Origin of the sequence: Streptomyces ardesiacus, from assembly GCF_003112575.1 — a bacterium.
GTDB lineage: Bacteria > Actinomycetota > Actinomycetes > Streptomycetales > Streptomycetaceae > Streptomyces > Streptomyces ardesiacus.
The window spans coordinates 400,993-414,009 of sequence record NZ_BEWC01000007.1 but is presented as its reverse complement, the minus strand read 5'-3'; the positions used below and the strand labels follow the sequence as shown (position 1 = coordinate 414,009).

Sequence of the window (13,017 nt, the reverse complement as noted above, 5' to 3'; positions counted from 1 at the left end):
AACGCCGCCGTTGCCCCGCCCCACTGGGGGCGCACCCGCGGGGCGGGGAAACGGCGCCCGCGGGGCGGACGCAAACCGGACCCCGCAGGGTGGGGACACCGCCTCACCGGGTGGCCGGGATCTGCTCCCCGCGGGGAGGGAAACGGCCTCACCGGGGTGGTGGGAAACCGAATCCCGCAGGGCCGGGGGCCCCGCCCCCCCACTGGGTGGTCGGGGTCTGATCCCCGTGGGGAGGGAAACGGCCTCACCGGGGGGTCGGAACCCGATCCCCGCAGGGCAGGGAAGCGGACCTCAGGGGTGGTCGGAACCCGGACCCCGCTGGGCAGGTAAGCGGACCTCAGGGGTGGTCGGAACCCGGACCCCCAGGGTGGGGAAGCGGACCCCAGGGGTGCAGGGGACGGAGTCCCCGCCGGGGTCCGGGGCGGAGCCCCGGAACGAGTCGAGCCTCTCGACCCACCGAGTCGGGTGGGCGGGTGGGCAAAGGCCACGGCGAGCGCAGCGCAGCGCTCCGCACCGCGACGAAAGGACACCGCACGTGCCAGAGGGGCACACGATCCACCGGCTGGCCCAGGACTACACCGCCGCCTTCGCCCGGACGGCAGTCCACGCCACCAGCCCCCAGGGCAAGTTCACCGACTCCGCGGCCCTCCTCGACGGCACCGTCCTCACCACCGCCGACGCCCACGGCAAACACCTCTTCCTCGGCTTCGGCGCAGCCGGGACCGCCCCCGAGACGTCCACCTGGGTCCACATCCACCTCGGCCTCTTCGGCAAGGTCACCTTCGGCCCCGCCCCCGCACCCCCGCCCACGGACACCGTCCGCCTCCGCCTCGCCAACGACACGGCGTACGTCGACCTGCGCGGCCCCACCACCTGCACCCTGATCACCGACCCGGTGAAACAGGCGATACACGACCGCCTCGGCCCCGATCCACTGCGCCCGGACGCCGACCCGGAGGCCGCGTACCGCCGGATCTCCCGCAGCCGCACCACCGTCGCGGCCCTGCTCATGGACCAGAAGGTCGTCGCCGGCGTCGGCAACGTCTACCGCGCCGAGGTCCTCTTCCGCCACGGCATCGACCCGTACCGCCCCGGCAGGGACCTCACCCGCGCCGAGTGGGACACCGTCTGGCAGGACCTCACCGGCCTCATGCGCGAGGGCGTGCGGAACAACCGCATCGACACCGTCCGCCCGGAGCACACCCCCGAGGCGATGGGCCGCCCGCCCCGCGTCGACGACCACGGCGGCGAGGTCTACGTCTACCGCCGGGCGAACCAGCCCTGCCACCTCTGCGGCAGCCCCGTCCGCACCGCCGACCTCGCCGCCCGCAACCTCTTCTGGTGCCCCACCTGCCAGCGGCGCTAGCGCCGCCCCGCGCTCAGAAGCCGTGCGGCAGCCACGGCGCCACGTCCGACCCGAACGCCACCGACGCCTCCGCCAGCGCCCCGCCCCGCACCTCGCGCACCCGCCCGGCCGCCGCGAGCGAACCGAGGCGCACACCGCCGAGGTAGGCAGCCGCCAACTCCCGCACCGACAGGGCGAGATCCGCCGCGTCGGCCGTACGCTCGCAGGACGCCCCCTTCGCGTCGCCGCTCAGCCGCCAACGCCCCGCGTTCCACGGGCAGAAGGCGTCCTCGACCTCGAACACCACGTCCACCGGCGCCTGGTAGGTCCGCGCCGCGAGCGCCGCCCCCACGTCCACCAGCCGCACGTACAGCGCGTCCCGCAGGGCCGGCCGGCACCGCCGGATGTCCGACACCTGGTGCTGCCACGCCTCGTCGACCGGCCGCCCCCGCACCGACAGCGTGCCGGTCAGGTCGATGTCGTACAGGAAACGCCACAACGCCGCCTCGGTCGCCGGGTCGAGCCCGGCCAGGGCGTCCAGGACCACCGTGCCCCTGGGCCCGTCCTGCTCCCACGCCGGACGCACCCGGAACCGCGCGTACCCGGTGACCTCGCCGCCCCGCCTGGCGACCACGCACTGCAGGGGGGAGGCACCCTCCCGCCCGCTCTCCGGGTCCAGCAGTCCCAGCCGCTCCCAGCCGGGCTGCCGGGCGATCATCCCGGGCCGCGCCGGCACCAGCCGCGCGTACACGGCCTCGCACACGTCGAGCACGTCACCGGGCGCCGCGTACCGCAGCCGTACGTCGTCCGTGCCGGGCGGGGCGGACAGCCGGACCCGGCTCGTGTCGATCTCCGCGCCGAGTTCGAAGGTCGCGGCGCCGTAGCCGAACCGGCCGTAGATCGCCGGCTCGGAGGCCGTCAGCACGGCCAGCGGCTCGCCCCAGGAACGTACGTCGTCCAGCTGCCGCCGCATCATCGACGTCAGGACACCCCGGCGCCGGTGCGTGGCGGCCACGCTCACCATCGTCACGCCCGCCGCGGGCACCTGCGCGCCGCCGGGCACGGTCATCCGGAAGGCGAACGCGCCGGCCGTCCCGACGCACGCGTCGCCCTCCCACACACCGATCGACCGGTCGAACCGCGTCAGCTCGCGGAACAGCGCCAACTCCTCGTCCGGTTCCGGAACCCCGCCGAAGGCGCGGACCAGCGACCCGTACCAGGTGTCCCACTCCTCTTGCCGCAGTACCCGCGGTTCCGTCGTCGTCACGTCGCCGCCATTTCCCGTGGACCGTTCCATGCCTCATGCGTATCAGGGCAGGACGGAGACGGGCGAGGCAATTTCGGCAGGGTTGCGGCGCGGAAGCCGTTCGTGAAGTTCACTGTGAAGTCCGGCCCCGGACGGGGGACAAGGAGGACCTCCCGTGCCAAGCGGCCGGTCCGATGGATAGGGTCCCGAACTAATGGCAGCAGGACGACAGCGGCGCGCGGAGGCCGAGACGTTCACGGCCCGGTGGAAGAAGCAGTGGCACCGGGCCCGCGTCGGCGTGCGCCGGGCCGCCGTCGACTACTTCCGCGGCGACGGCTCCGACTGGATCGCGCTGGCCGGACTGCTGCTGGCGATACCCGTCATCGCGGCCGGCACCATGGCCAACTCCGTGTGGTGCTCGCCCTCCGCGCTGGTCGTGCCGATCGTCGCGGGCGGCCTGCTGCTGCGCCCGGCGAGCCTGCTCGGCCTGTACGCCGCGGCGGCCACCGCGCTGATCGTGGAGTCCGTACAACTCGGCCCGTACACCGAGGGGCCCTCCCGCGTCACCCCCGGCGTGGTCCTGGTGGTCGCGGCCTGCGGATTCTTCGGGCTGGTCGTCGCCCAGTTCCGCAGCCGGGTCGGCGTGCCCTGGCGGCGCGGCGGCACCATGCTCTTCGACCTGCGCGAACGCATCCGCGTCCAGAGCAAACTGCCCCAACTGCCCAAGGGCTGGCACCGCGAGATGGCGCTGCGCCCGGCCGGGGGCCAGTCCTTCTCCGGCGACTTCGTCGTCGCGGCCCGCACGAACGGCGGCCGGACCCTTGAGGTCGTCCTCACCGACGTCTCCGGCAAGGGCATGGACGCGGCCTCCCGCGCCCTGCTGCTGTCGGGCGCCTTCGGCGGACTGCTGGGCAGCCTTCCGCCGCACGCCTTCCTGCCGGCCGCCAACGGCTATCTGCTGCGCCAGGACTGGGACGAGGGCTTCGCCACCTCGATCCACCTGGTGCTCGACCTCGACTCCGGCGACTACGAGCTGTACTCCGCCGGACACCCGCCGGGCCTCCAGCTCAGCGCGGGCACCGGCCGCTGGGAGGAGAAGTCCGCCGAGGGACCGCTGCTCGGCGTGTACGACGGTGCGCAGTTCGACCCGGTGAAGGGCACCCTGCGGCCCGGAGACGTGCTGATGCTGTTCACGGACGGCCTGGTGGAGACCTCCGACCGGGACATCGCCGAGGGCATCGACCGTCTCACCGGCGAGGCCGACCGCTATGTCGCGGGCGGCTTCCACGGTGCGGCCTGGCACCTGATCGAGGCGGTGGCCAAGGACGTCAACGACGACCGCGCGCTGCTGCTGATCTCCCGGGACGGACCGACGGCCCAGTCCGCGCCGCCCGGGGCCTGAGATCCCTGCCCGGGGCCCGAGGACCCGCGCCGCGCCCCGCCATACTGGCCCGATGCCCCAGACGCCGCAGGACTCCCCGGACTCCGGTTCCGGTCCGACCGCCCCGCCGCTCTCCCTCGCCGAGGTCGAGGCCACCGCCCGCGCCGCCCACGCCGGACAGACCGACAAGGCGGGCCGGCCCTACGCCGAGCACCTGCGGGCCGTCGCCGAGGGCGTACGCCGACGCGGCGGCGACGACGAGCAGATCGCCGCCGCCTGGCTGCACGACGCCGTCGAGGACGACGCGCTGAGCGAACGGTGGCTGGACGGGGCACCGCTGAGCCGCCGTACCAAGGACATCGTCCTGGCCCTCACCAAACGGCCGGGGGAGCCGCCCGAGGCGTACGCCGCGCGGATCCTGGCCACCCCGGGGGCGCGGCTGGTCAAGGAGGCGGACCTGGCGCACAACGCCGACCCCGCCCGGCTCGCCGTCCTCGACGGGGCCACCCGCGCCCGGCTGACCGAGAAGTACGCGCGGATGCGCGAACTCCTCGGCCGGCCGGACCGGGCATGAGCGGGAGCGCCGGCGGACGGGGCTAGACGGAGACCTTCTCCCCGCCGCCGATCGGCGCGGAGGCCCCGGCGGGCGTCGCGCGGGTGCCGCCCGCGTCCTCGTCCCGCCGGTCGCGGGCCCGGGCGCTGTCGCCGGGATCCCGCTTGAAGGCCCAGTCCATCCGCGGCTCGACCACGTACCGCAGGACCCGCTGGACGGGCTTGGTGCACAACAGGGTGATGACGGCGGCGCCGAGGACGGTGAGCCCGATCTCACCCAGCGGCTCGTCCAGGAAGGAGTGCTGGAACCAGCCGGCGTAGCTGCCCTCCTTCACCAGGAAGCCGTGCAGCAGGTAGCCGTAGATCGTGCCGGCGCCGAGGGCCGTGAACCACATGCGCCGGCCGGGCACCCAGGCGAAGAAGCAGACGGACAACACCACGGAGCAGCCGAAGAGCGCGAGGGTCAGGACCGGCCCGGACCACCAGGGGCCGCCGGTGTCCTGCACCGCGGCGTTGCGGTAGAACCAGCCGGTCTCCATGCGCGGCACCGACCACCAGCCGATCACCAGCGCCGCCGCGACCACGGGCACGGACCAGATCCGCACCGCGCGGCGCCGCACCAGGTGGAAGTGCTCGGGGCGCAGCAGCAGCCCCAGCACGAAGCACGGCAGGAACTGCAGCACGCGCTGCATGTTCAGGTCGTTGTCGATGGTGGGCGTCACGGAGGCCAGCGCCGCGATCACCAGGGCGATCGGCAGCGGCCAACGGACCGTCTGCCAGATGGGCGTGGTCAGCCGCCAGACGAACAGCGCGCACAGGAACCACAGGAGGTAGGTCGGGTCCAGCAGGCTGAAGTCGGCCTGCGGGTCCTCGCTGACGCGGCGGTGCAGCGTGTAGGCGATCTCGAAGACGAGGTACGGGACGGCGACGCCGGTGATCAGCCGCTTGACCCGCTTGGGACTCAGGTCGAAACTGCGCGAGAAGTAGCCGGAGATGATGATGAACGCCGGCATGTGGAACGTGTACAGGACCCGGTAGAGGGTCTCCACGGTCCGGTTCCCGTCCAGGATCTGGCCCCAGGCGTGACCCACCCCGACCAGCACGATGGCCAGGTACTTGGCGTTGTCGAAGAACGCGTCGCGCTGCCGGCCCGACGGGGTCCGTGGGGGTTGCCGGGCCGGCTGTGCCTGCTGTGTCTGCTGGTCCGACGAAGACGACGGCTTCCGGTCGCCGTGGGGTCGCAGCGAGCTAGTCATGCCACCTCCCGCCGGAAACCGGCGAGTGGTCACAGGACCTCGCTGCTCTGGTGGGGGACGAGGCAGCGTAGAACATTTGAGGCACCCTAGCGTTCTCGATGTGATTCCGTAAAACCCTCGACGTCATTCCTGCATTTCGCGTCTTGAGCACGGTGTGGGTACCGTGCGGTTACCCCCGTATTTCGGGAACTCGGCCTCTCCGGACGGGTGACGGCCCCCACACCCGGGCCGCGCCGCTGCCGGGCCGCGCGTCCGAAACCCCGTCCCGAGCACCCCACTTGTCAGGACACATCACGACTAAACGCCGCATAAGACCGGCGGGCGACTCCCCTGGAATGTCCGCTTCCATGCGCTTACGGGTTCGCCCGGTGTTCCTGTGAACCTCCTGTGAGAACCGTGTCGATGTGTCTGCCACGACAATTCGAAATATCTGCGAACGCGTTGTGTGGACATGGAAACGAAACGGCCGGAATTTCTCGTACGAGTGTCCGGTCGAAATTCCGTACGGGGCACCGGGGCCGGGTGCGCCCGCGTGCGCGGGGGAGCATGAGGTGGGCGCAGCCGACCGGACGATGTGTCACCTCCCGCATGACGAGGCCCGGTTGGTGGCACGATGGTTCTGGCGGGGGTGCGCGGTGGCGCACCTCCGGGCCGGGAGAGCGGACCGACCGAGGGTGTGATCAGTTGTGGCCATTTCACTGTCAGTGGTGCTGCTCTTGGGGATCATCCTGGTGGTGCTGCTGCGGGGAGGCTCCATCAAGGCGGGGCCGGCGGTCGTCGCGGTCCTCTTCGGCTTCTTCCTGGCCTCGACCGGCATGGCCGACGACATCCAGCGCTTCCTGGACTCCATAGCGAACACGATCAACTCGATCCGGTTCTAGCGGGCCCGCGCGGCCCCCGGGCCGCCGTGCGGTCCCGGCGTTCCCCCCCGGAGGGCCGGAGCGCGCGGAGCGCACAAAGGCCTCCGGCCCGATCCCCTGTGGGGACCGGGCCGGAGGCCTCTCGGAGCGGGCGACGGGAATCGAACCCGCGTAGCCAGTTTGGAAGACTGGGGCTCTACCATTGAGCTACGCCCGCACAGCGCGCGCCGCGAGTCGGTGACCGCGGCACTGCACGCATCGTAGCGGGTCGCCGCCCCTCACCGCACACCCCTTCCGGTACGCGCCGTGCCTTCGAGGACGCCCGGGAAACTCTGCGGCCCCCGGCGTCCGGCGGCATGTACCCTACGTGTCGCACCAGACGGGGTGTGGCGCAGCTTGGTAGCGCGTCCGCTTTGGGAGCGGAAGGCCGTGGGTTCAAATCCCGCCACCCCGACCACCGTCCGTCGGCCGGACCGCCGACCGCCCCGGCCTCCCCGGTGAGCGCGAGCGATCGCCTTTTGGGCCGTGTAGTCGCTGCCGTTACTATGCAAGCTGCACGCCCGTGTGTCTCAGCGTCTGAAGTCTCCGGGCGGCGAAATTCGCCGGACACTCTGGTTTCCGGCAGAACCCAAGAAGTCAGCCACCAAGGAGACCGAACCGTGAAGAGCGCCGTGGAGACCCTGAACCCGACCCGGGTTCGGCTCACTGTCGAGGTGCCCTTCGAGGAGCTCAAGGACAGCCTCGACGCGGCGTACAAGAAGATCAACCAGCAGGTCACGGTGAAGGGCTTCCGCAAGGGCAAGATCCCGGCCCGGGTCATCGACCAGCGGTTCGGCCGCGGTGCGGTTCTGGAGGAGGCGGTCAACGACGCGCTTCCCAAGTTCTACACCGACGCGGTCAACGAGGCCGAGCTGAACCCGCTCGGCCAGCCCGAGGTCGACATCACGGAGCTGAAGGACGGCGAGACGCTGAACTTCACCGCCGAGGTCGACGTCCGCCCCTCCATCGAGATCCCGGACTACTCCGGCATCGAGATCGAGGTCGACGCCGTCGAGGTCACCGACGAGGACGTCGAGAAGTCCGTGGAGCAGCTCCGCGAGCGCTTCGCCTCGACCTCCCCGGTCGAGCGCGCCGCCGCCGAGGGCGACGTGGTCACCATCGACCTGCAGGCCAAGGTCGACGGCGAGGTCCTCGAGGACGGCGTCGCCGACGGCGTCTCCTACACCATCGGCTCCGGCGAGCTGCTGGACGGGATCGACGACGCCGTGACGGGCCTGGAGGCCGGCGGCGAGGCCACCTTCACCTCCGAGCTCAAGGGCGGCTCGGCGGCCGGCAAGGAGGCCGAGGTCACCGTCAAGGTCACCCAGGTGGCCGCGCGCGAGCTGCCCGAGCTGGACGACGACTTCGCGCAGCTCGCGTCGGAGTTCGACACCCTCGACGAGCTGAAGGCCGACAGCCGCAAGCGCCTGGCCAACATGAAGCAGTACGACCAGGCCACGCAGGCCCAGGAGCGCGTGCTGGACAAGCTGCTCGACCTGGTCGAGGTCCCGGTCCCCGAGAAGCTCCTCGAGGACGAGATCAACACCCGTAAGCACAACCTCGAGCACCACCAGCTCGGCCAGATGGGCCTGGACCTCGAGAAGTACCTCGAGCTGCAGGGCAAGACCGCCGAGGAGTTCGAGACCGAGACCCGCGAGGCCGCGGTCAAGGGCATCAAGACCCAGTTCGTCCTCGACGAGCTGGTCAAGCAGGAGAAGCTCAACGTCAGCCAGGAAGAGCTGACCGAGCACCTCATGCGCCGCGCCGCCTCCTCCGGCATGTCCCCCGACCAGTTCGCCCAGGCCGTCGTCGAGCAGGGCCAGGTCCCGCTCCTCGTCGGCGAGGTCGCCCGCGGCAAGGCCCTGGCCTCCGTGGTCGAGAAGGCCACGGTCAAGGACACCAACGGCGAGGTCGTCGACCTGGACGACGAGGAGGACGAGGAGACGGAGGCCGCCGAGGCCGCCGCCGAGTCCACCGACGCCGACAAGGCCGACGACAAGGCCGAGGAGAAGACCGAGGGCTGATCCCCTCGCGCCGTCTCCGACGGATGTGAAACGGGCCCCGGACGTTCCGACGCCGGGGCCCTTTCGGCATACGGCCGGGCAGCCGGCCCAGGGGCGCGGGGAACTGCGCGAGCGACCACGATGGGACCCGCACCCGGCGACGAGCGTGCACCCCGACGGCGAGACCCCCACCCGCACCCTGCGTACCGCTACGCCCGAGGCGAACACCCGCAGAACCGGGATGGCACCGCAGGGTCACCGCGTTAGGGTCCATGAATACGAGGGCAGGGGAGTCCCCGAAAGCGGCTCCAGCCCCGCAGGGAAACGTGAGACGGCCCGGCGCCGTCGTAAGACGAGCAGGTGGATACGTGACGAATCTGATGCCCTCAGCCGCCGGCGAGCCCTCCATCGGTGGCGGCCTCGGCGACCAGGTCTACAACCGACTGCTCGGCGAGCGGATCATCTTCCTCGGCCAGCCGGTCGACGACGACATTGCGAACAAGATCACCGCACAGCTGCTGCTCCTCGCGTCCGACCCGGACAAGGACATCTTCCTGTACATCAACAGCCCGGGCGGTTCGATCACGGCCGGCATGGCGATCTACGACACCATGCAGTACATCAAGAACGACGTGGTGACGATCGCGATGGGCCTCGCGGCCTCCATGGGGCAGTTCCTGCTCAGCGCGGGCACCCCCGGCAAGCGCTTCGCGCTGCCGAACGCGGAGATCCTGATCCACCAGCCCTCCGCCGGCCTCGCCGGTTCGGCCTCGGACATCAAGATCCACGCCGAGCGACTGCTGCACACCAAGAAGCGCATGGCCGAGCTCACCTCTCAGCACACCGGCCAGACGGTCGAGCAGATCACCCGCGACTCGGACCGCGACCGCTGGTTCGACGCCTTCGAGGCCAAGGAGTACGGCCTCATCGACGACGTCATCGCCACGGCCGCCGGCATGCCGGGCGGCGGCGGCACGGGCGCCTGAGCCATCCCCCGCCCCGAGCCGACCGCCTCAGCCCCTTTACAGGAGACACTGTGAACGACTTCCCCGGCAGCGGCCTGTACGACCGCTCGCGCGCCGAGTACACCGGCCCCTCCGCCGAGTCCCGGTACGTCATCCCGCGCTTCGTCGAGCGCACCTCGCAGGGCGTGCGCGAGTACGACCCGTACGCGAAGCTCTTCGAGGAGCGCGTGATCTTCCTCGGCGTCCAGATCGACGACGCCTCGGCCAACGACGTCATGGCGCAGTTGCTGTGCCTGGAGTCGATGGACCCCGACCGGGACATCTCGATCTACATCAACAGCCCCGGCGGCTCCTTCACCGCGCTCACGGCCATCTACGACACGATGCAGTACGTGAAGCCCGACATCCAGACGGTGTGCATGGGGCAGGCCGCCTCCGCCGCCGCCGTCCTGCTGGCCGCCGGCACGCCGGGCAAGCGCATGGCGCTGCCGAACGCCCGCGTCCTGATCCACCAGCCGTACAGCGAGACCGGCCGCGGCCAGGTCTCCGACCTGGAGATCGCCGCCAACGAGATCCTGCGGATGCGCTCGCAGCTCGAGGAGATGCTGGCCAAGCACTCCACCACGCCGGTCGAGAAGATCCGCGAGGACATCGAGCGCGACAAGATCCTCACGGCCGAGGACTCGCTGGCCTACGGCCTGATCGACCAGATCATCACCACCCGGAAGATGGACAACTCCTCTCTCCGCTAGGCGGGAGGCTGTATCGTCTGCCGCTCCTTGGCACGGTTTGACGCGATTCACGTCAAAGCGAACCGTGCCAAGGGGGGCCCGGACGAGGGGCCCGGCAAGGTACCGTCGGACATAAGGCAGCACCAGGAGTCCGCCCGCCGTTGACGTGACGTCGACGTCCGGGAGTCTCCCAGGCGAAGGGGAAGCACACCGTGGCACGCATCGGTGACGGCGGCGATCTGCTCAAGTGCTCGTTCTGCGGGAAGAGCCAGAAGCAGGTCAAGAAGCTCATCGCAGGGCCCGGTGTGTACATCTGCGACGAGTGCATCGACCTCTGCAACGAGATCATCGAGGAAGAGCTCGCGGAGACCAGCGAGGTGCGCTGGGAGGAGCTCCCTAAGCCCCGCGAGATCTACGAGTTCCTCGAAAGCTACGTGGTCGGCCAGGAGGCGGCGAAGAAGGCCCTCTCCGTCGCGGTGTACAACCACTACAAGCGGGTCCAGGCCGGCGAGAACGGCGGCGCCCAGGGCCGCGAGGACGCCATCGAGCTGGCGAAGTCCAACATCCTCCTGCTGGGCCCCACCGGCTCCGGCAAGACCCTCCTCGCCCAGACCCTCGCCCGCATGCTGAACGTCCCGTTCGCGATCGCCGACGCCACGGCGCTCACCGAGGCGGGATACGTCGGCGAGGACGTCGAGAACATCCTGCTGAAGCTGATCCAGGCCGCGGACTACGACGTCAAGAAGGCCGAGACCGGGATCATCTACATCGACGAGATCGACAAGGTCGCGCGGAAGAGTGAAAACCCCTCCATCACGCGCGACGTGTCCGGCGAGGGCGTCCAGCAGGCCCTGCTGAAGATCCTGGAGGGCACCACGGCCTCCGTCCCGCCCCAGGGCGGCCGCAAGCACCCGCACCAGGAGTTCATCCAGATCGACACGACGAACGTGCTGTTCATCGTGGGCGGTGCCTTCGCGGGCCTGGAGAAGATCATCGAGGGCCGGGCCGGCGCCAAGGGCATCGGCTTCGGCGCGCAGATCCGCTCCAAGCGGGAGATCGAGTCCAAGGACCAGTTCGAGCAGGTCATGCCGGAGGACCTGGTCAAGTTCGGCATGATCCCCGAGTTCATCGGACGGCTGCCCGTCATCACCTCGGTGCACAACCTGGACCGCGAGGCGCTCCTCCAGATCCTCGTCGAGCCGCGCAACGCGCTGGTCAAGCAGTACGAGCGCCTCTTCGAACTCGACGGCGTGGAGCTGGACTTCGAGCGCGGTGCCCTGGAGGCCATCGCCGACCAGGCCATCCTCCGCCAGACCGGCGCCCGCGGCCTGCGCGCCATCATGGAGGAAGTCCTCCAGGGCGTGATGTACGAGGTCCCGTCCCGCAAGGACGTGGCCCGCGTCGTCATCACGGCGGACGTGGTCCTCTCCAACGTCAACCCGACGCTCATCCCGCGGGATGCGCGGGGACGCGGCTCGGGCGAGCAGAAGACGGCGTAGGCGAAACAGCCATGCGGAAGGGGCCCGGTCGTCGACCGGGCCCCTTCCGCTGTGCCGTCCCGCGCGTCAGGACTTGACGCGGACCTCGTCCCGCAGCCGCTTCGTGATGTCGATCGCCGTCTCCTTGCCGACCCCGGTACCGGAGTTGTCGCCCGGGGAGACCATGGCGACCGTGCTGTAGTCGGCCCAGGCGCAGAACCAGTCGGTCGACTCCTTCTTGGTGAGCCCGTTGGTGGCCTTGGTCGCCTGGCACTTGGCGACCGTGCCGTCGATCTCGACCTCCTCGGGCTCGCCGACCAGCTCGGCGTTCTGCATGCCGCCGGTGTTGCCGGTGGAGCTCTCCTTGACCTGCTTCTGGATGTTCGCGAAGAACTTGTCCAGGACCGCCTGGGGGTCGTCGATCGTGCCGTAACCGCCGAGCATCGTGAAGCCCTTGGCGGTCAGCAGCTCCGACTGGTCGGGCGCGGTCGACGGGTCCTCGGGGTCGAAGCCGCTGAGGTCGGCGGTCGACCACTGCGCGACGACGGCGGTACCGTTCTTGACGCCGCTCTTCGTCATGTCCTTGGCCGTGTCGGAGTCGTTGCTCTCCTGGCCCTGGAACTTCGTGTACTCGCCGAGCGCCTTCGCGGGCGTCGTCAGCTTGTGCGCGCCGTCGTCCTTCAGGCCGCCGCCCGCGCCGCCGCCCCCGCCGAACACGAAGTACGCGCCCACGCCGAGCGCCGCCACGACGGCCACCCCGGCGATGATCAGGCCCGTCTTCTTCTTGCCGCCGCCCGGAGCCGGGGGCTGCGGCATGCCGTACGGCTGCTGACCGTAGGGCGGCTGCTGGCCGTACGGGGGCTGCTGGCCGTAGGGCGGCTGCTGGCCGTACGGGGGAGCCTGCGGCGGGACGCCGCCCTGCTGGGGCTGCTGCGGGTAGCCGTAGCCGGGCTGCGGGGGAGGCGTCTGCTGGGGGTAGCCGTAGCCGGGCTGGGGGGCCTGCGGCGGCTGCTGGCCGTACGGTCCCGGCTGGCCGTACGGTCCGGGCTGCTGGGGCTGCCCGCCGTACGGGCCCGGCTGGTTGTGACTCATTACTGGGTTCCCCTCCAGATGCTTACGTGGTTCTGACATCCTGACCCAGAGCCGGCGTGCGCAGGTCAT

At 70.7% G+C, this 13,017-nt stretch carries 11 protein-coding genes and 2 tRNA genes; 9 read left to right on the top strand and 4 right to left on the bottom strand.

Going from position 1 to position 13,017, the window contains the following annotated elements; all coding sequences use genetic code 11:
* Nucleotides 1-535 precede the first annotated feature (535 nt).
* Nucleotides 536-1,366, top strand: coding sequence for an Fpg/Nei family DNA glycosylase (locus Sdi02f_RS23915; RefSeq protein ID WP_108933991.1), 831 nt, complete (start codon nucleotides 536-538; stop codon nucleotides 1,364-1,366).
* A 13-nt stretch (nucleotides 1,367-1,379) separates the two neighbouring features.
* On the opposite strand, the gene Sdi02f_RS23910 is transcribed toward Sdi02f_RS23915, so the two are convergent.
* Nucleotides 1,380-2,642 (bottom strand): GNAT family N-acetyltransferase, encoded by a 1,263-nt coding sequence (locus Sdi02f_RS23910; protein ID WP_108933990.1) that lies wholly within the window; start codon nucleotides 2,640-2,642, stop codon nucleotides 1,380-1,382.
* A 163-nt stretch (nucleotides 2,643-2,805) separates the two neighbouring features.
* On the opposite strand from Sdi02f_RS23910, the gene Sdi02f_RS23905 reads away from it, so the two are divergent.
* Nucleotides 2,806-3,993, top strand: coding sequence for a PP2C family protein-serine/threonine phosphatase (locus Sdi02f_RS23905; RefSeq protein ID WP_030399951.1), 1,188 nt, complete (start codon nucleotides 2,806-2,808; stop codon nucleotides 3,991-3,993).
* A gap of 52 nt (nucleotides 3,994-4,045) precedes the next feature.
* On the top strand, nucleotides 4,046-4,546 hold the full coding sequence (locus tag Sdi02f_RS23900; protein ID WP_055467691.1) for an HD domain-containing protein: 501 nt from the start codon (nucleotides 4,046-4,048) through the stop codon (nucleotides 4,544-4,546).
* Between the two features lie 22 nt (nucleotides 4,547-4,568).
* Here the strand turns inward: Sdi02f_RS23900 and Sdi02f_RS23895 are convergent, their stop codons facing one another.
* On the bottom strand, nucleotides 4,569-5,780 hold the full coding sequence (locus Sdi02f_RS23895; RefSeq protein ID WP_108933989.1) for an acyltransferase family protein: 1,212 nt from the start codon (nucleotides 5,778-5,780) through the stop codon (nucleotides 4,569-4,571).
* A 686-nt stretch (nucleotides 5,781-6,466) separates the two neighbouring features.
* Here Sdi02f_RS23895 and Sdi02f_RS23890 point away from each other — a divergent pair.
* Nucleotides 6,467-6,661, top strand: coding sequence for a hypothetical protein (locus tag Sdi02f_RS23890; RefSeq protein ID WP_030399948.1), 195 nt, complete (start codon nucleotides 6,467-6,469; stop codon nucleotides 6,659-6,661).
* Between the two features lie 125 nt (nucleotides 6,662-6,786).
* Here the strand turns inward: Sdi02f_RS23890 and Sdi02f_RS23885 are convergent.
* Nucleotides 6,787-6,857 (bottom strand) — tRNA-Gly (locus Sdi02f_RS23885).
* A 163-nt stretch (nucleotides 6,858-7,020) separates the two neighbouring features.
* Between Sdi02f_RS23885 and Sdi02f_RS23880 the strand changes: the two genes are divergently transcribed.
* The 5 genes from Sdi02f_RS23880 (at nucleotide 7,021) to clpX (ending at nucleotide 11,877) form a co-directional block, all read left to right on the top strand.
* Nucleotides 7,021-7,097: transfer RNA gene (locus Sdi02f_RS23880), tRNA-Pro, on the top strand.
* Between the two features lie 202 nt (nucleotides 7,098-7,299).
* The gene (gene tig, locus Sdi02f_RS23875) at nucleotides 7,300-8,703 is read left to right on the top strand and encodes a trigger factor (RefSeq protein WP_030399936.1); all 1,404 of its coding nucleotides are present in this window, start codon (nucleotides 7,300-7,302) and stop codon (nucleotides 8,701-8,703) included.
* 359 nt (nucleotides 8,704-9,062) lie between these two features.
* Complete coding sequence (locus Sdi02f_RS23870; protein WP_030399935.1) at nucleotides 9,063-9,668, top strand: ATP-dependent Clp protease proteolytic subunit; 606 nt, start codon at nucleotides 9,063-9,065, stop codon at nucleotides 9,666-9,668.
* A gap of 50 nt (nucleotides 9,669-9,718) precedes the next feature.
* A complete protein-coding gene (locus Sdi02f_RS23865; RefSeq protein WP_007449830.1) occupies nucleotides 9,719-10,399 on the top strand; it encodes an ATP-dependent Clp protease proteolytic subunit in 681 nt (226 codons plus the stop codon).
* Between the two features lie 191 nt (nucleotides 10,400-10,590).
* On the top strand, nucleotides 10,591-11,877 hold the full coding sequence (clpX, locus tag Sdi02f_RS23860) for an ATP-dependent Clp protease ATP-binding subunit ClpX (protein ID WP_030399934.1): 1,287 nt from the start codon (nucleotides 10,591-10,593) through the stop codon (nucleotides 11,875-11,877).
* 66 nt (nucleotides 11,878-11,943) lie between these two features.
* Here clpX and Sdi02f_RS23855 read toward each other — a convergent pair whose 3' ends face one another.
* Nucleotides 11,944-12,948: a hypothetical protein gene (locus Sdi02f_RS23855; RefSeq protein ID WP_108933988.1), complete on the bottom strand. Its 1,005-nt coding sequence runs from the start codon at nucleotides 12,946-12,948 to the stop codon at nucleotides 11,944-11,946.
* Between the last annotated feature and the right edge of the window lie 69 nt (nucleotides 12,949-13,017).

Coding starts and splice junctions, on each gene's coding strand:
- Sdi02f_RS23855 (WP_108933988.1), bottom strand. CDS start 12,948: ATGAGTCACAACCAGCCGGGCCCGTACGGCGGGCAGCCCCAGCAGCCC.
- Sdi02f_RS23900 (WP_055467691.1), top strand. CDS start 4,046: ATGCCCCAGACGCCGCAGGACTCCCCGGACTCCGGTTCCGGTCCGACC.
- Sdi02f_RS23910 (WP_108933990.1), bottom strand. CDS start 2,642: ATGGAACGGTCCACGGGAAATGGCGGCGACGTGACGACGACGGAACCG.
- Sdi02f_RS23870 (WP_030399935.1), top strand. CDS start 9,063: ATGCCCTCAGCCGCCGGCGAGCCCTCCATCGGTGGCGGCCTCGGCGAC.
- Sdi02f_RS23895 (WP_108933989.1), bottom strand. CDS start 5,780: ATGACTAGCTCGCTGCGACCCCACGGCGACCGGAAGCCGTCGTCTTCG.
- Sdi02f_RS23905 (WP_030399951.1), top strand. CDS start 2,806: ATGGCAGCAGGACGACAGCGGCGCGCGGAGGCCGAGACGTTCACGGCC.